The organism is Flavobacterium sp. CFS9, assembly GCF_041154745.1.
In the GTDB taxonomy this organism is placed as follows: domain Bacteria; phylum Bacteroidota; class Bacteroidia; order Flavobacteriales; family Flavobacteriaceae; genus Flavobacterium.
The window spans coordinates 3,254,733-3,276,830 of the sequence record NZ_AP031573.1 but is presented as its reverse complement, the minus strand read 5'-3'; the positions used below and the strand labels follow the sequence as shown (position 1 = coordinate 3,276,830).

Annotated in this window: 17 protein-coding genes and 1 tRNA gene; 15 read left to right on the top strand and 3 right to left on the bottom strand. The window is 35.2% G+C overall.

Annotated features, from left to right (window positions below; all coding sequences use genetic code 11):
* The first annotated feature begins 18 nt into the window (after window positions 1–18).
* The 15 genes from ACAM30_RS13855 (at window position 19) to ACAM30_RS13785 (ending at window position 13,459) form a co-directional block, all read left to right on the top strand.
* Window positions 19–360, top strand: coding sequence for a hypothetical protein (locus tag ACAM30_RS13855; RefSeq protein WP_369615197.1), 342 nt, complete (start codon window positions 19–21; stop codon window positions 358–360).
* Window positions 361–505: 145 nt separating this feature from the next.
* Window positions 506–955, top strand: a complete 450-nt coding sequence (locus ACAM30_RS13850) for a GNAT family N-acetyltransferase (RefSeq protein ID WP_369615196.1) — start codon at window positions 506–508, stop codon at window positions 953–955.
* Window positions 956–1,063: 108 nt separating this feature from the next.
* Window positions 1,064–2,677 carry a glycoside hydrolase family 3 protein gene (locus tag ACAM30_RS13845; protein ID WP_369615195.1) on the top strand — a complete coding sequence of 538 codons (1,614 nt, stop codon included), beginning with the start codon at window positions 1,064–1,066 and terminating at the stop codon, window positions 2,675–2,677.
* Between the two features lie 137 nt (window positions 2,678–2,814).
* A complete protein-coding gene (locus ACAM30_RS13840) occupies window positions 2,815–3,453 on the top strand; it encodes a peroxiredoxin (protein WP_369615194.1) in 639 nt (212 codons plus the stop codon).
* Between the two features lie 228 nt (window positions 3,454–3,681).
* Window positions 3,682–3,990, top strand: a complete 309-nt coding sequence (locus ACAM30_RS13835; RefSeq protein ID WP_007805605.1) for a co-chaperone YbbN — start codon at window positions 3,682–3,684, stop codon at window positions 3,988–3,990.
* A gap of 84 nt (window positions 3,991–4,074) precedes the next feature.
* The gene (locus ACAM30_RS13830) at window positions 4,075–4,332 is read left to right on the top strand and encodes a hypothetical protein (protein WP_017495510.1); all 258 of its coding nucleotides are present in this window, start codon (window positions 4,075–4,077) and stop codon (window positions 4,330–4,332) included.
* Window positions 4,333–4,679: 347 nt separating this feature from the next.
* Complete coding sequence (gene tpx, locus ACAM30_RS13825) at window positions 4,680–5,177, top strand: thiol peroxidase (RefSeq protein WP_369615193.1); 498 nt, start codon at window positions 4,680–4,682, stop codon at window positions 5,175–5,177.
* A gap of 9 nt (window positions 5,178–5,186) precedes the next feature.
* Window positions 5,187–5,561 (top strand): diacylglycerol kinase family protein, encoded by a 375-nt coding sequence (locus tag ACAM30_RS13820; RefSeq protein ID WP_369615192.1) that lies wholly within the window; start codon window positions 5,187–5,189, stop codon window positions 5,559–5,561.
* 18 nt (window positions 5,562–5,579) lie between these two features.
* Entirely contained in the window at window positions 5,580–8,033 is a 2,454-nt protein-coding gene (locus ACAM30_RS13815) for a DNA translocase FtsK 4TM domain-containing protein (protein ID WP_369615191.1), read from the top strand.
* A gap of 7 nt (window positions 8,034–8,040) precedes the next feature.
* The gene (locus tag ACAM30_RS13810; protein WP_369615190.1) at window positions 8,041–8,733 is read left to right on the top strand and encodes an outer membrane lipoprotein carrier protein LolA; all 693 of its coding nucleotides are present in this window, start codon (window positions 8,041–8,043) and stop codon (window positions 8,731–8,733) included.
* Window positions 8,734–8,741: 8 nt separating this feature from the next.
* Window positions 8,742–10,199 carry an LptF/LptG family permease gene (locus tag ACAM30_RS13805; protein ID WP_369615189.1) on the top strand — a complete coding sequence of 486 codons (1,458 nt, stop codon included), beginning with the start codon at window positions 8,742–8,744 and terminating at the stop codon, window positions 10,197–10,199.
* A gap of 2 nt (window positions 10,200–10,201) precedes the next feature.
* Window positions 10,202–11,335, top strand: a complete 1,134-nt coding sequence (gene ribB, locus ACAM30_RS13800; RefSeq protein ID WP_369615188.1) for a 3,4-dihydroxy-2-butanone-4-phosphate synthase — start codon at window positions 10,202–10,204, stop codon at window positions 11,333–11,335.
* 3 nt (window positions 11,336–11,338) lie between these two features.
* Entirely contained in the window at window positions 11,339–11,737 is a 399-nt protein-coding gene (locus ACAM30_RS13795) for an acyl-CoA thioesterase (RefSeq protein WP_017495517.1), read from the top strand.
* 151 nt (window positions 11,738–11,888) lie between these two features.
* Window positions 11,889–11,976 (top strand) — tRNA-Ser (locus tag ACAM30_RS13790).
* A 259-nt stretch (window positions 11,977–12,235) separates the two neighbouring features.
* A complete protein-coding gene (locus tag ACAM30_RS13785) occupies window positions 12,236–13,459 on the top strand; it encodes a phage integrase SAM-like domain-containing protein (RefSeq protein ID WP_369615187.1) in 1,224 nt (407 codons plus the stop codon).
* Window positions 13,460–13,934: 475 nt separating this feature from the next.
* Here the strand turns inward: ACAM30_RS13785 and ACAM30_RS13780 are convergent, their stop codons facing one another.
* The 3 genes from ACAM30_RS13780 to ACAM30_RS13770 all read right to left on the bottom strand — a co-directional run bounded on the left by ACAM30_RS13780 (window position 13,935) and on the right by ACAM30_RS13770 (window position 21,299).
* Complete coding sequence (locus tag ACAM30_RS13780) at window positions 13,935–14,957, bottom strand: YhcG family protein (RefSeq protein WP_369615186.1); 1,023 nt, start codon at window positions 14,955–14,957, stop codon at window positions 13,935–13,937.
* 782 nt (window positions 14,958–15,739) lie between these two features.
* A complete protein-coding gene (locus ACAM30_RS13775) occupies window positions 15,740–16,918 on the bottom strand; it encodes an HNH endonuclease (RefSeq protein ID WP_369615185.1) in 1,179 nt (392 codons plus the stop codon).
* Window positions 16,919–16,979: 61 nt separating this feature from the next.
* Window positions 16,980–21,299: a hypothetical protein gene (locus ACAM30_RS13770; RefSeq protein WP_369615184.1), complete on the bottom strand. Its 4,320-nt coding sequence runs from the start codon at window positions 21,297–21,299 to the stop codon at window positions 16,980–16,982.
* Between the last annotated feature and the right edge of the window lie 799 nt (window positions 21,300–22,098).

The following is a 22,098-nucleotide window of genomic DNA, read 5'->3' as shown; positions in this document are numbered from 1 at the left end:
AAATCGAACATCTAACCTATGGAAATCAATGAAAATTTACAGGCCGAACGAAATCTGAAAGCAATTGAATTGGAAAAAGAAGGAGAAATTGAGAAAGCAATTGCACTATACGAACAAAATATTAACGAAGGTTTCAAAGGAAATCACCCTTACGACCGATTGGCAACCTTATACAAAAACCAGATCGATCTCGATAATGAGATCCGGGTTTTAGAAAAAGCCATTGTTGTTTACGAAGAAATTACACTTGAAGACCGACTCGAAGGTTTGCCGAAACTTTTCCGTTTTAAAAACCGACTGGAAAAAGCAATTGAAACTAAAAAACAATTAGGCAAACAAAAAAAAGCAAAACTGAAATAAATAAATATTTTAAAATTAAGCTTAATTTTCTTTTCACCATTAAGAGATTAAGTATATTAAGCCAAACTGAGCTTTACTATCTTAATCTCTTTATGGTAGAAAAATAAGAGCAACTTGGTTTTATTTTTCTTAACTTTTTTGAATCATGATCAAACTAAAACGAACCAACTCAGACGATACTGATTTTAAAAATCTGGTCATTTTACTCGATCAGGATTTAAAAATCAGAGACGGAGATGACCATGACTTTTACAATCAGTTTAACAAAACCGATCTCATCAAACATGTTGTCGTTTTCTATGAAAATGATAGAGCAGTTGGCTGTGGTGCTTTCAGAGAAAAAGAGAAAGATACAGTCGAAATCAAACGCATGTTTGTGCACCCTGATTTCCGAAAAAGAGGAATTGCTTCTCAGGTTCTGGCAGAACTCGAACGTTGGGCAAAAGAAATCGAATACCGCTATACAATACTCGAAACTGGTAAAAATCAACCGGAAGCCATCAGCTTATACCAAAAATTAGGATACACTATCATTCCAAACTATCCGCCTTATGAGAAAATGGACAATAGTGTTTGCATGAAAATGACTTTATAATACCGATTGTATATTCAATATAATCCAATTGCATTGTACTATTTTCATATTACATCGGCATTATATCAGAAAACACTGGAATAAAATGTAAGTAAAATTGATACAATAATGAAAATGACAGCACAGGCATTAAGACAAAAAGTGGGACAATTCTTTTTCCCAGCAGTTTTTATAAACGATACCGAAGAAAACATTCAGGAAACTGAACGTTTAATAAAAGAACACAACATTGGCGGACTTACCTTTTTTCACAGCCGTGCCAGTGCTGCAACCAACTACGAGAGCAAGAAAAAAGTTGTTTTTAATGACGACAGCTATCAAAAAATAAAAGACCTGATTGTCCGTTACCAAAAAGCTGCCACTACCCCTCTCCTAATCAGCATTGATGCCGAATGGGGATTGGCCATGCGTATCGAAAAAACACCGCAGTACCCTTACGCCATTACATTAGGCGCTTTACCGGAAAGTAAATCAAACCTGGTTTATGAAGTGGGAAAACAAATTGGTTTAGATTTGAAAGCTGCCGGAATTCATTACAACTTATCACCTTTGGCTGACATCAACAACAACCCGAATAATCCTGTAATTGGCTATCGCTCCTTTGGTGAAAACAAAGAAAAAGTAGCCCATTTTGCTGTCGAATACCTTAAAGGAATGTCGGATGTTGGAATTTTAGGCTGTCTGAAACACTTTCCCGGACACGGAAATACCAATGTCGATTCTCATTTAGGGCTGCCGATTTTAAACGAGACTTTAGAAGAATTACTTGAAAACGAATTGTATCCGTTTATTAAAGGAATTGAACACGATGTTGATTCTATAATGATCGGACATTTAGCAGTTCCAAGTTTGAACGAAGGGAAAAATACTTCGGCAACTTTATCAAAACCCATTATCGAAACACTTTTACGAGAACAATTGGGTTACGATGGATTGGTCATTTCTGATGCGCTGAATATGCATAGTGTTTCAAAATTATATGAAACCAAAGGAGAATTGGAATGGGAAGCCTTTAATGCCGGTAACGACGTTTTATGTTTTGCCGAAAATGTACCCGAAGGAATCGAAGCCATTCTTAAAAATGCTTCTCCGGAACGTATTGAAGAAAGCTTCAACAGAATTATGAAAGCCAAGCAAAAAGTTGGAATCCTAGCGGAAAATCACTTTACTTCGGGTGAACTAAATTTCGAAAAAGCATCAGCTTTAAACCTTGAAATTGCTCAAAATACCATCACAAAAATTGTTGATAATTTCAATATTGAACAAATTTCCGAGGCACAAAAAAACAATCAGTTAGCGAAGCTAAGTTTATACAAAAACACGGAAAATCCATTTTTTCAGGCTCTAAACACAGCTCTAAATTCAGCAGAATTTGCTTTCGAGAATGCAGGAGATTCATCCATTTCAGAAATCAAAAAAGGTCTCGAGCCATTCGAAACCGTTATTATTTCTTTGTTTGTCCCTAAAGCAAAACCAATGAATAATTTCGAAATCGATGATGAAGTTTTAGAATTACTTTCTGACCTTCTTCAAACCAAAAAGTGCCTCCTTTACGTTTTCGGAAACCCTTATGTTTTACCAATAATTCCGAATCTATCTAAAGCTTCCCGAATTATTCAGGTGTATCAGGATTTCGAAGAATTTCAAAAAAATGCAGGAATTCAATTTCTTGAAAATAATACTTGCAAAGGAAACCTACCTGTAAATATTGAAATCCAATAACTTACAAAAACCAAACAGTAACTCATAATCAAAAACTATCACATAATAAATATTAATAATTACTTCTTATTATAAGAATACGCACTTATGCCCTACTTTTGCACCAGAAATAAATTTTTAACTTTAAAACGAAAAATATGTCTTTAGTAGGAAAAAAATTCCCAAGTATTGCAGTTGATGCTATCTCTGAAATGGGTGATAATTTAAAAATCAACATTTTTGAAGAAGCAGTAAACAACAACAAAAAAGTATTATTGTTTTGGTACCCAAAAGATTTCACTTTTGTTTGCCCAACTGAATTACACGCCTTCCAAGCTGCTTTACCAGAATTTGAAAAAAGAAATACTATCGTAATCGGAGCTTCATGTGATACAAACGAAGTACACTTTGCATGGTTAAACACACCAAAAAACAACGGTGGAATCGAAGGTGTTACTTACCCAATCTTAGCAGATACAAACCGTAACTTAGCTAACATTTTAGGCATTCTTGATATTGAATCTACAAGCTATAGCGAAGAAACTGATTCAGTTATCATCGAAGGTTCAAACGTACCATACAGAGCTACTTACTTAATTGACGAAACTGGAAAAATTTTCCACGAAAGTGTTAACGATATGCCATTAGGACGTAACGTAAACGAATATTTAAGAATGGTGGATGCTTACACTCACATTCAAACTAAAGGTGAAGTTTGTCCTGCAAACTGGGAAGCCGGAAAAGAAGCAATGTCTGCTGACAGACTTAGTACTGCTGAGTATTTAAGCGCTAATTAAGCTGCTAAGATACTAAGGTTCTAAGATGCTAAGTTTTTTAACTTCACTTTTGAATCTTATATACATACAATTCTACAATAAAAGTCGAGAGATTCTAAGACTAAACTTAGATCTTAGAATCTCAATGACTTAAAAAAACACCAAATAAATCCACACGAAGTTATTCGGTTCGAGAGCAAACTTAGCATCTTAGAACCTTAGCAACTTAGTGTCTTAAAAATAAAAACTATGTTAATCGACTTAAACGAAGATACGTTAGCAGATTTAGTTGCTAAAAACGAAAAAGTAGTAGTGCAATACTCCGCTTCATGGTGTGGAAATTGCCGTATTATGAAACCAAAATTCAAAAAATTAGCCACAGAAAACGAAGCTATCACTTTTGTTTTGGTTGATGCTGAAAATTCACCGGAATCAAGAAAGTTAGCTAATGTAAGCAACTTGCCTACCTTTGCAACCTTTGTAAACGGACAATTGGTTGGAGAAACTCAAACCAACAAACAAGAAGTTCTAATCGACTTGGTAAACGCTATCGCGTAAACAGATTATTAGATTTTTAGACGGTTAGATTTTTTGAACCTTATCTAAAAATCCAATAATCGAATAATCTAAAAATCCAGAAAAATGAAATTACCCGTAATAAAGCAGTTAACCCAATTTATCGAAGAAAACGATCAGGATTATATCATTGAAACTATCGAAGTTTTAGAAGCGATGACTGAAATTCCATCTTTAAAAGATGAAGAATTAGATGTAATTGGTGAATTAATTTCGAATATGTATGGTGCGCTTGAAGTACACAAAATGGTAGTTCAGGGCACTGATAAAAAAGAAGCTCTAAATGCGTTTATGAAACGTGTTTTAGGTTCCATCGATAAATAATCGAGCATACAAATAAAAAAAACATGACAAGGGGGAAGCGTTTCAATTTTGGAGCGCTTTTTTTTTAGTTTGCAGTCTCAGTTTTCTAGTCTCAGTTTTCTAGTCTCAGTTTTCTAGTCTCAGTTTACAGTCTCAGTTTACAGTCTCAGTTTGCAGTCGTGGTCGTTGCTTGAGCCACGCGTGTCCTCCTGAGCGAAGTCGAAGGACTTTGCGATAAATCCAAAATAATTTGTGAATTCATGACTATTAAAACACCCCCCTTAATCTCTCCTTAAACCCATCAACAAATACTTTTAGATTCGAATATTAATCCTTACTTTTGAACCTCATTAATTTAAATAAAAATCATGGCTTCAATAACATTGGGAGGAAATCCTATTCATACTTCAGGCGAATTACCAACAGTTGGATCACAACTAGCTGATTTCAAACTAGTACAAAACGATTTATCAGTTGTTTCTTTAAGCAATTTTGCCGGAAAAAAACTGGTTTTAAACATTTTTCCAAGTATCGATACCGGAACTTGTGCGACATCTGTTAGAAAATTCAACGAAAGTGCCAGCAGCTTAGAAAACACAACTGTATTGTGTATTTCTAGAGATTTACCATTTGCGCAAAAACGTTTTTGTGGTGCTGAAGGATTAGAAAATGTAGTTAATTTATCAGATTTCCAGACAGGAGATTTTGGAAAAACAAACGGTTTAGAAATTGTTGACGGTCCTTTGACTGGTTTACACTCAAGAGTAATCATTGTTGTTGATGCTGATGGAAAAGTAACGCACACTGAACAAGTAGCTGAAATTGCAAACGAACCAAATTACGAAGCAGCTTTAGCAGCACTATAAGATCTTTAAATGGAATTTCAAAAAGACAATACCTTTGTTACCGGCCGACTAAAAAGTATGACTTATGCTTTTAACGGAGCGGTAAAATTAATCAAAACAGAACACAGCATAATGGTTCAATTCTCTCTGGGAATTATCATGACCATTGCCGGGTTTTATTTTCACATATCACAAACCGAATGGCTGTGTCAAACATTAGCCATAGGCCTTGTATTAGGTATCGAAGGCTTGAATACAGCGGTAGAAAAAATTGCCGATTTTATTCACCCAGATTACAGCAAGCGAATCGGTTTTATTAAAGATATTGCGGCCGGAGCGGTATTTTTTGCCGCGATGACAGCAATCGCAATAGGCTTAATCATTTACATCCCAAAATTTATATAGGCAACAGGAAACGCAAGAATGGCAAAAACAACCAAAAAGGAAACTTTAGACAAAAAAAACGAATCAAAGACTGAAAAGATAAGGTATGGTAACCTTTCCAAACAACAAAAATTTGTTTTGGGATGTCTTCTGATACTCTTTTCTGTGGCACTATTAGTTGCCTTTATTTCTTTTTATGTCAACGGACAATGGCAATCTGACCAAAGTGCGGTAAGCCAGCTTGGCGATCGTACCGAAATTGTAGAAAACTGGCTCGGAAAATTTGGGGCATTCCTAGCCGATCTTATTGTATACAGAGGTTTCGGTATTGCTTCTTTTATATTCGTCCGTTTATTTTTCCTTACCGGAATGTTTCTTGCTTTGGAACTTTCTACCAAAAAATTAAAAAACACCTGGTTTTGGGATCTTTTTGCCCTTATTATTGTCTCTGTACTATTTGGATTTTTCGCTACATCAGCACCTGAACTGGGCGGAACAATTGGATACGAACTCAATCTGTTTTTACAAGATTACATCGGAAAAACCGGAACTTTGCTTACGCTGCTTTTCGGATTAATCGTGTACCTGATTTTTAAAATCAAATTATCCCCTGAAAAAATTCAGTCGTATTTTGATTCTACTAAAAAAGAATTCAACTCAGAATTGGCTTCTATAAAAAAACCTGAGGAAGCAGAAAGTGCTTATAATTTAGAAGAATTTGCTATCGACGAAGAAGATCCTGAATTAGACAACATTCATCTAAAATCCAATATCAGCCAATTCGAAATCAACAAGGAAGCCTTAAAACCAACTATTTCTAACGCATCAGAAATTGATTTGAATCCGGTTTTGAAACCAGTCCAAATGGATATTAATCCTGTAACTGTAAAAACTCCCGTTCACACCGAAGAATTTGTAATTGAAAAAGCGGAGGAAGAAGATATTATCGAAGAAAATCTGGCTTCCCGATTGGTAGCTGATTTTGGTTTATTCGATCCAACTTTAGACTTATCCAATTACAAATTTCCAACGCTTGACATATTAAAAGAATATTCGACTGGAGGAATTACGATCAATCAGGAAGAATTAGAAGAAAACAAAAACAAAATTGTTGATACACTGCGCAATTACAAAATTGAAATTGCGCAAATCAAAGCCACCGTTGGTCCATCTGTAACCTTATACGAAATTGTACCGGAGGCCGGAATCAGAATTTCTAAAATTAAAAGTTTAGAGGACGATATTGCATTATCACTTTCTGCATTAGGAATTCGTATTATCGCCCCTATTCCGGGAAAAGGAACTATTGGTATTGAGGTTCCAAACAAGAACCCTACAATGGTTTCGATGAAAAGTGTTATTGGATCAGCGAAATTTCAGGAAGCTGAAATGGAACTCCCAATTGCTTTAGGAAAAACGATTTCAAACGAAACTTTCGTGGTCGATCTGGCTAAAATGCCTCACTTACTGATGGCGGGAGCAACCGGACAAGGAAAATCGGTAGGTTTGAACGCTGTTTTAACCTCTCTTTTATATAAGAAACATCCGGCCGAAGTTAAATTTGTACTGGTAGACCCGAAAAAAGTAGAGCTGACACTTTTCAATAAAATTGAAAGACACTATTTAGCCAAACTTCCGGATACCGAAGATGCTATCATTACCGACAATGCAAAAGTAGTCAACACGCTGAACTCACTTTGTGTTGAAATGGACAATCGTTACTCTTTACTAAAAGACGCGATGGTTCGTAATATTAAGGAGTATAACGAAAAATTCAGGGCACGAAAACTAAATCCCGAAGCGGGCCACCGATTTTTACCTTACATCGTTCTGGTAGTCGACGAGTTTGCCGATTTAATTATGACTGCCGGAAAAGAAGTCGAAGTTCCTATTGCCCGTTTGGCTCAATTGGCTCGTGCTATTGGTATTCACTTGATTATTGCTACACAAAGACCATCGGTAAATGTGATTACAGGTTTAATTAAAGCCAATTTCCCTGCAAGAATTGCTTTCAGAGTAACTTCGAAGATTGATTCCAGAACCATTTTGGACACTCAGGGAGCTGACCAGTTAATTGGACGAGGAGATTTATTATACACCAACGGAAATGATGTGATACGTGTACAATGCGCCTTCATAGACACTCCCGAGGTAGAAAAAATTACGGATTTTATCGGTTCGCAGAAAGCTTACGCCACAGCTTATTTGCTTCCGGAGTTTGTTGGAGAAGAAAATGGCATCAATCTTGATGTGGATATTTCCGAAAGAGACACTTTATTTAGAGAAGCTGCAGAGATTATTGTCAATGCACAACAAGGTTCAGCTTCATTACTGCAAAGAAAATTAAAATTAGGTTACAACAGAGCCGGTCGTTTGATCGATCAGCTGGAAGCAGCTGGTATTGTTGGTCCGTTTGAAGGCAGTAAAGCAAGAACTGTAAACATCACTGACTTAAGTGCTCTTGACCAATTTTTTAATAATGAACAAAATTAATCCCATCATGAAAACAAAAATTCAGGAAATCCAAAACAATTCTATTACTAAGATGACTAAAAAGTGCATTCAAATGGCGGTTTTATTGCTTTTGAGCTTCACTTCTATTCAGGCTCAGGATAAAAAAGCCAAAGATTTATTGAATGAAGTAACTTCAAAAATAAAAAGCTACAACAATATTGTTATTGACTTCAAATACACTCTGAATAACGCTAAAGAGAACATCAACCAGGACAGTAAAGGAAATGTGACCATGAAAGGCAATCAATATGTATTAAATTTTATGGGAGTGACAAAAATATTTGATGGCCAGAAAACCTACACTATCGTTCCCGAAGACGAAGAAGTTACCATTTCTAAAGTAAACGAAAAGGACGATAACGCGATTACACCTTCAAAAATGCTGACTTTTTTCAATTCTGGTTATAAATACAACATGGATATTGTACAAAATGTAAAAGGAAGAAAAATACAATACATCAAATTAGCTCCTACAAGTTCTAAAGACCAAAGAAAAGAGATCCTGTTAGGTATTGACGTTCAGACTAAACACATTTATAATTTGATCGAAACCGGAAAAAATGGAACAAAAACCACTTTAACCGTTAATTCTTTTAAAACCAATCAGCCTTTATCAAAAAATCAATTTACATTTGTAGCGAGCAAATATCCAAAATACTACATCAATAAATTAGATTAATTACAAGGTTGAAAATTTTAGACAAATACTTACTAAAAACATTCCTGATTACATTTACTACGGTATTTGTAATCCTTTTTTTTATCTTCATACTTCAAACCGTATGGCTCTTTATTTCTGAACTTGCAGGTAAAGATCTCGATTTGATCCTGGTTGTGAAATTCCTTTTGTTCTCAATGCCCCGAATCATTCCGCTGGTTTTACCCCTATCGGTTTTACTGGCCTCTATTATGACTTTCGGAAATCTGGCTGAGAATTATGAATTCGCAGCGATGAAATCATCGGGGATATCACTTCAGAGAGCAATGCGAGGTTTGATCGTATTTATCTTTGTTTTAAGTATTGTCGCTTTCTGGTTCGCCAATAATGTAATTCCGTATGCAGAATATAAATTCATCAATTTCCGAAAAAATATAGCACAGGCTAAACCTGCCATGGCAATTGCTGAAGGACAGTTTAATGATGTTGGATTTTACAACATTAAAGTCAACAAAAAATCCGGTGAAAACGGAAACATTTTAACCGGTGTTACCATTCACGAAAAACCAACCAATACCGGCGAAAACAAAACCGTTATTAAAGCCAAGGATGGTGAATTGATGAGTAACGAAAAATCCAGTATTTTAAAATTAGTTTTAAATGACGGATATTACTATCAGGATGTTACTCCGAAAAAATATGAGGATCGCGCTAAACTGCCTTTCATAAAAAGTGCCTTCAAAAAACAGATCATCAATATTGATTTATCCGAATTAAACAAAACCGATGACGATAAAGAAAATATAAGCAACACCAACGGAATGCTGAATATTAGCGAACTTCGTTATACACTGGATTCCCTGAACAAAAATCTGGATAATGAAATCATCTCCTTTTCAGAAAATATCAATCAGCGTGTGGGTATTACCAAATCAGCCGTACCATCTGTAAAAACAACCATCAAGAAAAAAAATCTGCCCAATGATCTTTTATCGCGCTACACCAATAAAGAGAAGGCTGATGTGATAAGAATGGCAAGCAGTAATGTGACAAGCAATGTCTATTCTATTGAGTCAACACAAAACGATTTAAAAGAAAAACAAAGAGATATCAACCAACATTTAACAGCCTTATACGAAAAGTTTGTAATCGCTTTTGCCTGTTTCTTAATGTTTTTTATTGGCGCACCATTAGGAGCTATCATCCGCAAAGGAGGACTTGGTCTGCCTATTGTATTTGCCGTTTTAATTTTTATTACGTTCCATTTCATCAATACTTTCGGAAAAAGACTTTCACAGGAAGGCGCAATGAATCCGTTTTTAGGATCATGGATGTCCTCTTTTATACTATCACCATTAGCTGTATTATTAACGTATCGTGCTACTAACGACAACGGATTAATCAACTTTGATGCAATTACAACCCCAATCTCACAACTATTTCAAAAAATTTCAGAGCGGTTCTTTCCGGCTCAAAATAAAGAATAACTATGTCAACAACAAAAATACAACTAAACACCATTGAGGAAGCTATTGAAGACATTCGTCAGGGTAAAGTAATCATTGTAGTCGATGATGAAGATCGTGAAAATGAAGGTGATTTTCTGGCTGCAGCCGAAAAAGTAACTCCGGAAATGATCAATTTCATGGCTACTCACGGACGTGGATTAATTTGTGCTCCATTGACAGAAAGCCGTTGCAAGGAATTGGACCTAAGACCAATGGTAACCAACAATACCGATCATATGGAAACTGCTTTTACGGTTTCTGTAGATTTAAAAGGTCATGGTGTAACCACAGGAATTTCGGCAGCTGACCGCTCTAAAACGGTAATAGCTCTAACCGATTCAAATGTTAAGCCACATGAATTGGCACGTCCCGGACATATTTTCCCTTTGGTAGCCAAACAAGGCGGAGTTTTAAGAAGAACCGGACATACAGAAGCAGCGATAGATTTTGCCCGATTAGCAGGATTTAAACCAGCTGGTGTTATTTGCGAAATTTTGAATGAAGACGGTACCATGTCTCGTTTACCGGAATTGGCAAAAGTTGCTAAAAAATTCAATTTAAAATTAGTTTCGATTGAAGATTTGGTAGCTTACAGAATGCAACATGATAGTCTGATTATAAAAAAAGAGGATTTTGATATTGAAACCCGCTTCGGAACTTTCAGATTAAGAGCATACGAGCAAACTACCAACAAACAAATTCATATTGCCTTAACAAAAGGAACCTGGAATCTTGGCGATGCGATCTTAACGAGAATCAATTCTTCACAGGTAAACAATGATTTACTGGGCACTTTAACTAATAATGCCGAGCAGCAATTAGACGATATGTTTAAAGTGATTAATGAAAATGGCAAAGGAGCCGTGTTATTCATCAATCAGGATATGACAGCGGTGAATCTGTTGAACAGAATTTCGGAACTTAAAACGTTACAGGCAGAAGGAACAATGAAAGCACCAAAAGTAATCATTGACAGCAAAGATTACGGAATTGGCGCTCAAATTTTACACGATATCGACATTTCAAAAATCAGACTGGTTTCTAACACGGAACAAACCAAACGTGTGGGAATGATTGGATATGGACTTGAAATTACCGAATACGTAAGTTATTAATATATGGGAACAGTAGAAGAAAGAATTATAAAATCGGAAACACGAATTTTTAAAGCGGTTTTCCCGAGTACAACAAACCATTACGACACTTTGTTTGGAGGAACAGCACTCCATGTTATGGACGAAGTTGCTTTTATTTGTGCGACAAGATTCAGCAGAAAAAAAGTAGTTACAATTTCAACCGGTCAAATCGATTTTAAAAAAGCCATTCCGGCAGGAACTTTAATCGAATTAGTAGCCAAAGTGATCAGTGTTGGAAGAACGAGTTGTAAAATTCACGTTGATATTTTTATGGAACAAATGTATTCCGAGCTTCGCGAAACCGTAGTTTCAGGAACATTTTCGTTTGTTGCAGTGGATGAAAACAAAAAACCGGTGCCTATTTTGGACGATCTAAACTAATTTTATCAAAAATCTACTTTTCATAAATACTGATAATTAGATACTTGAAAATTATTTCAAAAAAGTCTTAAAAAAAGGCCAGAAAAAGTTTTGAGAACCGAAAAAGCGTCTTATATTTGCACTCGCAATCAGCAAATGGTCGCAACATACTGGAGAAATGGCAGAGCGGTCGAATGCGGCAGTCTTGAAAACTGTTGACTGTAACAGGTCCGGGGGTTCGAATCCCTCTTTCTCCGCCAGTAGAAGTTTCAAAAGAAACTTTAAAAGTCAAAAGCCTTTAAACACTAGTGTTTAAAGGCTTTTTCTTTTTGCATACTTTTCAAAAAGCACATGTTTTATCAAAGGATAGTGGCACAATTAGTGACCCACTTTTTTTGAGATCGTTTTTCTCAAAAATGGACCACCAAAACAAAAGAATTCCCCGGGAATTCCCTGCTGTTAATGGGCTCTCTTAAAATTTTTAATTCAATTTGATTATTAATTTTAAAACTAGATAACATGTTAAAAACAATTTTTCTGCTAAAATCCGGCAGAGTTAACCGAGACGGAGAATGCTCTATTATCCTTAGACTTTCTTATAAAAACAAAAAGATTACAATCGGCTCTGGAAAATTCATCTCGAAAGAAAGATGGATCCAGACCAACCACCTGAAAAATACATTGAAGGCAGAAAAAGAGAAGGTAATTAAAAGCTCTCTTGATCTTATGCAGCTTAATGCCGAAAAGAAGTTTACAGAACTTTTCCGAATTGATCCTGACGTTGATCTGGAATTGCTAAAAGCTGAACTTACAGGAAAAGTCCAAATCGGCCAGCCTCAAGGTTCTTCCATAATTGAAATTATGGAAACATACAATATATTCTTCACCAAAAGAGTTAATTCTGGAGAACGCGCAGCGGCTTCACTGCAGAAGTACAAAAGAGCGAGGGATTTACTTTTGGATTTCATCACCAGTACCTACAAAAATGAAGATATGCCCGCATCTGAAATATCAAGCTCCTTTGTCTTTAAACTGGAGCAGTTCCTTAAATACGAGAGCAGTTTCAAAGACCAGACAGGAATCAAAAACAATTCGGTGGTAAAATACATGAAAATGTATAAAACCGCCTGCAATTACGCCATTAAAATGGACTTGATCATAAAAAATCCATTCAACGTTTATGACGGAAGGCTTAGTGTAAAAGATGCTGTTTTCCTAACCCAGCTGGAACTGAATACGATCGAGAATAAAATATTTTCAACGCCCCGTCTGGAAAAGGTCAAGGATATATTTCTTTTCAGCTGTTATACAGGATATGCGCCCGTCGATGCAATGGATCTGTCCGAAAGAAACTTATCTGAAGATTCAAATGGAAACTTATGGATTATGACCAACAGAGCTAAAACTGCCATTAGAGCCAATGTTCCAGTATTGCCTACTATTGAGAAAATTATTTCTAAATATAAAAACCAGCAGAAAGGTCTTATCCCGAAAATATCTAACCAGAAAATGAATGCTTATCTAAAAGAAATTGCTGACGCCTGCAGCATAGACAAACACCTTACATGGTATGTTGCCAGACATACCTTTGCCACCACTGTCACTTTAGGGAATGGAGTAAGACTTGAAAACGTATCAGCCATGATGGGGCATACCAATACCAAGCAGACACAGCATTATGCAAAGGTTTTAGATGTTAATATAATGAAAGATATGGAAAAACTTAAATCTAAGTTTAAGTAATATTTTTTTTTAGAAAGAGATCCCTTAAATTAGACTGCACCCAAAAGTTTAGACAAATTTATAACAAAAAATCAAAGCACTATTTGTCGGACATATAAATAAAATGAAACGAAGCCTACAAAAACATTTCAAATTGTGTCCGCACTGCGGACACAATTGACATGGACAAAAAAGTTATACTCCTTTTATTTTTTTAGTGAATAAAGATTATCCAAATCTCTCAACAGTGTTGAGAGATTTCAGCTAAACAGAGATTTTTAATTTGCAGGTTGAAGGATATAGATTTTGGCTCGGAAACGATAATCTCCACATTTAACAGCAATCTACAAATTGAATAAATCTATTATTTCTAGACATTTCTAATTGCGTCCGCACTGCGGACGTAAATAGAAACAAATAAAATTGCTTTATTTCCCAATTAATTATTTTTTAATTTCAATTGTGTCTACAGTGTAGACATAATTGGATTTGAAATTTATTCAGAAAGGTATTTTCTTTCTATTTTTTCTTTTGCTTCAGTTAATAACGAATGAATTTTTTCTTCAAACTGTTTTTTAGGAGGCAAATCGGTCCAGTACTCAGCAACTATTATTCCATCTTTATGCATTTCAAGTAATTCAATTTGTTCACGGCTGCTTTCCGCGCACAGTATTAATCCAATTGGTGTTTTTTCGCCTTCCTGCTTTTCATACTTATCCAGCCATCTCAAATACAACTCCATTTGTCCTTTATGTTTAGCCTGGAATTTCCCTAATTTTAATTCAATTGCCACTAGTCGCTTTAATTTACGATGATAAAAAAGCAAATCTAAATTGAAATCTTCGCCATCTATGATCATTCGTTTCTGACGCTCCACAAATGTAAATCCTTTTCCAAGCTCAAGAATGAATTTTTCTAACTCATATAATATTGCCTGTTCTAAATCCTTTTCTAAATAACCATTCCTTAAATTTAAGAAATCCAGTAAATATGGATCTTTGAAATTATATTGTAAATTCTTATCAGAGGCAGGTATCTGTATGTTTGCTATTTCTGTACGTTCAAAAGTTTTCTTTTCTATTTGTTTTCGCAACTCCCTTACACTCATTAATTGACTGTTAACCTGATTTGCATAAAAAATCATGGCATCATGATTTTTTATGGGTAATAATTCAATAAAGTGTGACCAGCTTAATTTTTGTGAAAATGCTATCACCATTTGCTGATCAGAAAATTGTTCTGCAAAACGAAGCATTCGTCTCAAATTTTTTTCAGTAAAACTTCTGCCATATTTAGTTTCTAATTGTGCCGACAGTGTCGGCACAATTTGTTTTCCATATTCAGCGCGCTTATTTTGAAGTATCGTTTCATTAATTCTAAAACCTATCTGCCAAAAAAGCAATGTCAAGGTAGCATTATTTTGAACGATAACCTGCTTTTGACTTTGCTCTACAAGTTGAGATAATTCATTAAGTAAATCAATTTCAATAAGTGTTATATTATTTTCTTTATTCGCCATGATGCAATTATTAATAATAAGTGACGTAGAATGTTTCTTACGAAAACAAAAATACTAAAACTAAATTACCCCAGATATAAATGTAATTTCAAATTTTACTTTAAGACCACCACAATCATTTAAAAATGTAAAAGGAACAATGTCATTTAGAACATAATTAACATATGAGAAATCAAAAACGTTTTTAATAGAGTTGCTACCTTTTTTGCGACTAAAAATCAAGTCGTTTTAAAAAGGCTTTGCACCTGAGAAAATCAAAAATTAAACTTGGAGTTGATACGTTACTTGCTACTAAAAGTTTTGGACTCGATACTATTCCTACCGCAAACAGTAAGGTGAATATTGTCGTTTTTTTCATCGAGATAAGTTTTGTGGCAGAATCGTGGCACTTGCAGTTTTAGGAAACAAGAAATCCAATAAAAACAATACTTAAGAGGCTTAGATTCGAAACTGTATACGTCATAAATGGGTTTTCGGCAGGCTAATTTTTTGAAAAATTCAGTCCTTTGAAGTTTTATGGCAGAATCGGGGCATTTTGTTTCACTGCAAACAAAACTTTCTATTTATCAACATCTTAAAGGTCCAGGTTCGAAACTGTAGGTCATCGCTTCTAGCAAACAAATAAATAAGCTTCTACTTTGCTGCAAACAGAGATGAAGTTTCAGTATACCCTATTACAAAAACGGCATTCCTATGGAGATAAAAACACCTACGGATTAAAACTGAACACAATAGGGCTGCGTGGAGTTTCTATATTTACCAAACTTTTTTCGTGAGCTGCTCTATTTATTAAATGATTTAAAAAAAGCATTATAGTCTTCAAATGTATTTTTTTGATCTTTATACTCCACTGTAAATCTATAAAATTTACCGACCAAAGTAAGAGACAGAGCGTCAAGGAAAAATGAAAATGCAAAAACTCCGCTAAACAAACTTAATCTTACGTGTACTTCATTCTCCATCTGATAAAGAAAAATGGTATGAGCATCCCTGATTGAATCGATAATATCACTGCGATCAGTGAACTGAATGCTTGGCCTATGTGTTGCTTTCATCACAAAACCTATATAACGTTCAAGAGTTAAATTTACTTTCAAGTCAGGGAAGTAATAAAGAAGAACGTTTACTGTAATTTTAACCAGAGCCTGTTCCAATTTTAGCTGATCATAGTTGTGGACAATCGAAACAGTAGAAGGAATATCACCAAAATAGGGATAGTCTTTAACAGACACTCCTTTAATTTTCTTATGAAGGAATTCAAGAAAGAATAAAATAACCTGCTCTTCTGTATTACTCCTTGCTCTTAATTTTCTTTCATCGTTGAGATACACTCTGGCTTTTAATATTCTGTAATTTGGATCATTCTCAGAGAGTATGTCTACGATAATTTCCTCTCTTATTTTAAGCTCTCCCGTGAGAATGGTATAGCTGTAATGATTTCCATCTCTTACAAACTCTACATATTTTGCTGCATCACCTTTATATTTTGGCAACTCAAGAACTACTCGCAGATTATTCTCCGCCCAGTGTTTTAATTTTAGAAGCAGCTGCTCCATACCGGGACTTTCTTTACCAGCCTGGCCATACAACTGTCCATCAACTTCAAACAATTGAGGACGTATAAAAACATTCATTTTTCCGTACTGTCCTACTTCGTAAAGTATATCATTTTCAACATCATGACTAAGAAGAGAAGAAGCTTTTAAAAAGGCCTTCTGGCTTTTTTTATATCCTTTTACTTCTTCAACACTTCGCGCCAAGGCTATGGGTGATTTCTGATACAATTCTCTCTCTAAGCCCGAAAAATAATTATTGCAGGCAGAGCAGACACAGTTCATAAAAATATTCTCCCCTCCTAATCCCAAAGGAAATACATGTTCTGAATCCTCAAAATATTTATTTTTACAGTAAGCACAAATTTTCATATCCGATGCAGCATTTCCCTCTAATAGTTGTTCCATAAAATGCGTTTCCCGTTTGTTTTAATTTAGCTTATTTTTTTGATACAATCTTATCATGTATTTAATTTGAATATTTATCATCCCAATATTTTATATTTTTAATTTCACCATTTTCATTATAGATAAAATATTTTCTACATTTCTGCTGATAAACTGAACTTTCAATAGAAGGATTTAAAGGGTTTTTTCGAGATAGGTGTTCAACAAACCATACCAATTCATAGTTATTTTTATCGAGCTGCTCTAAAAGAGTATCCTTTTCCAAAAGAAGTATTTCCTGCTTTTGATAATTCACTCCAGTTATTGCGTTCGTAAAACCTACGATATTACCGCTGCGGCCTATAAAATAATTCCCATCCATAGACGCAATTCCAACCAATTCGCGTACAAGTTTAGAGGGAATAAAAACCTCTTTTTCTCCCTCTGGACTGTTGTGCGTTACCTTGGCAATGCCATAATACATGTTCTTTTCATCTCCTTCATTATTAAAATAAATCGCTGAGTGTTCCCTTTCACCAATCCAATGCATCCAAACGATATCTGATGGATTACTATAAATTTCAGTTTTTGGAGAAGAGTACAATTCATCGATATGCTGGGCAGTTCCCAAAATGTCCCTTCTTGTTAAAAGCATATTCCTTATTAAAGCAGAGTCTCCTTTTTTTATTATACAAGCATGGATTTCAATCCCTGTTTTAAAGTATTGTTGAGAATCTACTAGTGAAGTATAATTATATAATGCTATTAAATTCCTATCCTCCAATTCCTGGGAAAAGTCACTCATTGGGTATGATATCCATCTTTCAAAATTAAGATTTGGTTCTTTGGCTATTTCATTACTTATTTGTTCATCGAAATTAATCGTTGATTTAGCCTCCGGAACCAGATTTTCTGGTATTACCCAATGCGGTTGAAAATCTGCATCCATTTGCGATTTTACATACTCTGCTGGATTGGGAATATCCACTATTTGACTATAATCCTCCAAAGATTCACCGTCTTTATCCAAAGGAAGATGATCTGAAAGATAGCCTTTAATATAATGGACTGCCAACCAAGTATATTTTTCCTCTAAAGTAAAAATCTCACTTTTACTTCCATGGGAAGCCTGTGTCATCCCATTGCCTTTTTCTCTATTGAATCCCAGGCTTTTGATGTAACTAATAGCTGCAGCCATTGCCCATCGATGCGGAGCCAGGTCAACTTTGCTGGTGCCCATACGCATTTTTAGAAATGTACCTCTAGCGCTATTCTCACCTGGATTATAACCGATACTATAGAAATCCTCATAAGCACCCTTTACGACATACCAAGCGAGATCATGCACAATAGGGTATATTTGCTCTTTGGAAATCTGCAAAGCATCTACATCCAGTATTAGTGGCTCATCATCTAAAACTATTCTCGGCCTCGCCAAAACTACTAAATCCTCGCCTATTAAGCCATTTGCAAAGGCTTTTTCAACAATACCTCTAAAGCCTTGACGTATAATGACACTCCTATGGATGTTCCAATTTTTAAATACATTTTGTATTGTCCATAAAGCAAGATTTTTGATCGTGGTCTTATCCTTAATTTTTGTAGTTACTCCCAGAGCGATTGATGCCAAATCTTCCTTTATCTGCGGATCGTTACATCTAAATAATTTTTCTAAAAGCAATACAAATTCGTCTGGCTGCTCAATTGCCCATTTCATTAAACCGATTCTTAAATTGTGTCTCAGATTTTGATCTAATGTAGACAATGACCATCCATATAATAAAGGCATTTCATTATGAAGCGCTAATGGTGATAAAGATATAACTTCATCAATGCCGTTTGGATTTATAGCAACTTGAAGATTATAAAGTGGGTAATTATTTTGATCTCTACCATCAAGATTACTTATCTGGAATGCATCCCAGCCTAGCCAAATCATGTCACGTGAAAATGCATTTGGCTCTTTCATTAGGATTTCGTGCAGGAACTCTGCTCCAAAAAAACTGCCGGGCTGTGCAGCAGCAGGAAGAATTAAATTTTTAAATATTGAATATCTGCTCTTATAATCTTTCAAAAATAAACTTACAATTGATTCCTTGTATCTAACAGCATGCTCTAGTGGTGCTTTAATGAGAGCTTCAATCTTAAGGCTAAAAATCTGTTCTTCATCAAGTCCCGCTGTTAGAAATCCGTTCTCCCCGATAAGCTTTCCATAGTCTTCAAACATGGTGCTGATAATATTCTGAACAATCTTTCGGCTGACCAGCACGTGAACATTATGTTCGCTATCATCTTCAAAAACTGCTTTTTCCAGTAAAAACGGTGGTATACCTGCTAGTTCACCATTGGCAATTGCCCTCGCATATTTATCTGCCATAATTCGCTCCATAATTGACTGATATGGGAGCTCATAAACAACAGCAACATCCCCTAAAATGTCATCTTCAATCGGCCGTTCACTCTTTATTAAAAATCCATTATCTGATAAATATTTTATCAGGATATCAATCTTTTGAGCCCCTAAATAGTGGCCGACTTTATCATTTAATCTTTGAAATAATACTTCGTGGCTTATCAAGGCGTCACTGTAAAAACAATCTGCTATAACTTGCAACGCATCAATTACTGGTCTTCGTGCTCCTCCTGCCGAGTCATGAAGTACTGAAAACTCGTCACTTACTCGTCCCACTTTTAATTTTAATAAAGCTTTTTCCACAACCTTTATATCGTCAGCAGCTGTTAGTCTCTGATTTTTATAAAGTTCGCAAAAAAGCCTGAGGGCATAAAGACTGTCGATTCCTCTAATAAGTGTTCTGGGTTCAATCGAAATATTATAATGTTCCTTGCTGAAATAATGATCAATAACATCCAAGATACGGACATCACCTTCTCGAGGCAGCTCAATAACCTCAAAACCTTCCGAACATGCAAGTTTGTTTTTGTTGAGAAAATAACTTCTTGCTGTAAAAACAAACTTCAATCTTGGAAAGTCTTTCATTAGAACGATGCTTTGATTTATAAGATCATGCCATTCAGGCCAATGCTTAATATCTTCCTCAAGTCCGTCAATGCATATAACTATTTTAGTATCTTCCGTGGAGGATGTTCCTGCTTTTAAACTACCAACAAATCTATGATTATTTCGAATTGCCAGTGTATCTAAGGCGGTAAGAATTTGGTAAGTATCCCATCCGATGAGATCAAGACTATTTGAAAGGACTGATGTCCAGTTTTGGCTTGGTGTGCCTTTGGCTCTAATGATAATTGCCGGTGATTTACTTTGTAGTTGTGTTTCAACCGTGTGGCTCATACCTTGTGTCTTGCCAGTACCTGCATCTCCTAAAAATATTTTTCCGTTTTGGTTGGCCTCAGTGACAACCGAAGTAAAAATATTGGCAACATCAATTTCATTAACTTTAACCAGTGCATCCAATAAAGGTTTCTTTGACATGTATTTGTTGCTTTCAGGCATTCTTTCAAAAGCCTCAAGCGTTTCCCTTTCTATCTTCTTTTGTTTTGAGGCAGGAATAACAATAGTATTATCACCTGCACTTATGCTTTTAACAAGCTGGTTGGCAGTACTTAAATCCTCGCGCGTCATCATTAGAATATCCTGTAACTGATCTCTAAATAGCGGGCTATTATCCAAATTGTCAATGAATTTTGTCAACAGTCTGTCAACCATTTGCAACGTGGACAAGTTTGACTCCAGTTTTTTGCACAAACGATCACGAAATGATTTATTATAAAGCAATTGCTGAATATTGTCATAAATAACTCCTTTTCCGTTTAATTCAGGAATGTAGCGGTCATGCAGCCAGCTAGCTTTTTCCAAATTAAATTGCTTTACTAAGCGTTGAAAAGAAACGACTTCCCCTTGGAACCAGAACTTATGAATTCCTTCATTTTCTTCATACATAATCTGAGACTCAATATCCTGCTCGAACCACCAACTAATACTTAATTTAGGATACAGTTGTTCCATTTCATCTGTAAACAGATCAACAGTTTTTTCCTCATGGTTTTGTATAGGCTGTTTACTTAAACCCTTTTTTCCACGACCAAATTTTAAGGAACTTACAGCACGTGGGACGCAGATTAAATATTCAGTTATTTGCGGCCTTAGATCCATTGCGGTCGTCACTGATTTCCTAATCTGGGAGATTTCAGATGGGCCGAGAGTCTGTCTAAACCACTTTGCCTGAATTGCTATAATATTTCCATTGTCCAAGAGTCCATAAGCTTCTATACCGCCATCACCACCTGCACCATTAATTACATTAAATTTCAGCAGTTTTTCTTTGTACTCCCTGCGAAGTTTACGCTCAAATAAGTGATTGCAAAGAGTCTCGAAGGCTTGATTGTAACCATCTCCATATGTTGTAAAACTTGTCCAATTCATTCCAGTAATATTAAGATTTTAAAATAATTATAAATTTAAAAAATTGGTTTTCATCTTTTCATATGAAATTTCATAATGAAATGGACAAAAATTGCCTAGCCATTTTAATACCACGTAAATGATCAAGCAATATTAAAATGGAAATTTTTAAATATATTTCAGGTATAAATATTATAAAAAAAAAGGGTTATTTGATGGATTACCTTTGTTAATTTTATCATCAGTTATTAATGATGTACTTACAATTACGAAGAATCCTTTTCTTAGTTAAAAAATAGGACATATGTTAACTTTTAAAAGAAACATTTACAATTTCATCTATCCTTTCAGTTTGTGTCGATTTGAGCCTAACTAGTCTTCTGAGTTGATAACTTAGTTGAAACATAAGTTAAGACGCTTTAGTATAACATTACAACAACTATAATGTTTGACATCTTGTAGTAATATCGTTGGAGATAATATTTGCGGAAGCCCCCTTTTACGACAAAAAATTAAGGTGTTTTTTTAGAAATATTTCATAATTCCAAGTTTTATGGCAGAATCGGGGCATTCTGTTTCACTGTAAGCAAAACCTTCTATTTACCAGCACATTAACAGCCTAGGTTCGAAAGGTGGGTACAAAACAGAAGCCTGCAGAAAATCTGCAGGCTTTCTATAATCCAGTTTTTCTGCTGAATCTATTAAGGTAATTCGTCAAGTCATCTTTATGTTGTGGAGTCTGAAGTTCCGTAATAAATACTTGAAATAATAATCTATATACGGCTAACAATAAATCGTAAAGATTGTATTAGAATTTCAA

Excerpts from the sequence above, each read along its gene's own strand:
- ACAM30_RS13795 (WP_017495517.1), top strand. The coding sequence starts at position 11,339 with ATGGGAACAGTAGAAGAAAGAATTATAAAATCGGAAACACGAATTTTT.
- ACAM30_RS13785 (WP_369615187.1), top strand. The coding sequence starts at position 12,236 with ATGTTAAAAACAATTTTTCTGCTAAAATCCGGCAGAGTTAACCGAGAC.
- ACAM30_RS13815 (WP_369615191.1), top strand. The coding sequence starts at position 5,580 with ATGGCAAAAACAACCAAAAAGGAAACTTTAGACAAAAAAAACGAATCA.
- ACAM30_RS13775 (WP_369615185.1), bottom strand. The coding sequence starts at position 16,918 with ATGGAACAACTATTAGAGGGAAATGCTGCATCGGATATGAAAATTTGT.
- ACAM30_RS13780 (WP_369615186.1), bottom strand. The coding sequence starts at position 14,957 with ATGGCGAATAAAGAAAATAATATAACACTTATTGAAATTGATTTACTT.
- ACAM30_RS13830 (WP_017495510.1), top strand. The coding sequence starts at position 4,075 with ATGAAATTACCCGTAATAAAGCAGTTAACCCAATTTATCGAAGAAAAC.
- ACAM30_RS13855 (WP_369615197.1), top strand. The coding sequence starts at position 19 with ATGGAAATCAATGAAAATTTACAGGCCGAACGAAATCTGAAAGCAATT.
- ACAM30_RS13770 (WP_369615184.1), bottom strand. The coding sequence starts at position 21,299 with ATGAATTGGACAAGTTTTACAACATATGGAGATGGTTACAATCAAGCC.
- ACAM30_RS13845 (WP_369615195.1), top strand. The coding sequence starts at position 1,064 with ATGAAAATGACAGCACAGGCATTAAGACAAAAAGTGGGACAATTCTTT.
- ACAM30_RS13850 (WP_369615196.1), top strand. The coding sequence starts at position 506 with ATGATCAAACTAAAACGAACCAACTCAGACGATACTGATTTTAAAAAT.
- ACAM30_RS13840 (WP_369615194.1), top strand. The coding sequence starts at position 2,815 with ATGTCTTTAGTAGGAAAAAAATTCCCAAGTATTGCAGTTGATGCTATC.
- tpx (WP_369615193.1), top strand. The coding sequence starts at position 4,680 with ATGGCTTCAATAACATTGGGAGGAAATCCTATTCATACTTCAGGCGAA.
- ACAM30_RS13820 (WP_369615192.1), top strand. The coding sequence starts at position 5,187 with ATGGAATTTCAAAAAGACAATACCTTTGTTACCGGCCGACTAAAAAGT.
- ACAM30_RS13835 (WP_007805605.1), top strand. The coding sequence starts at position 3,682 with ATGTTAATCGACTTAAACGAAGATACGTTAGCAGATTTAGTTGCTAAA.
- ACAM30_RS13810 (WP_369615190.1), top strand. The coding sequence starts at position 8,041 with ATGAAAACAAAAATTCAGGAAATCCAAAACAATTCTATTACTAAGATG.
- ribB (WP_369615188.1), top strand. The coding sequence starts at position 10,202 with ATGTCAACAACAAAAATACAACTAAACACCATTGAGGAAGCTATTGAA.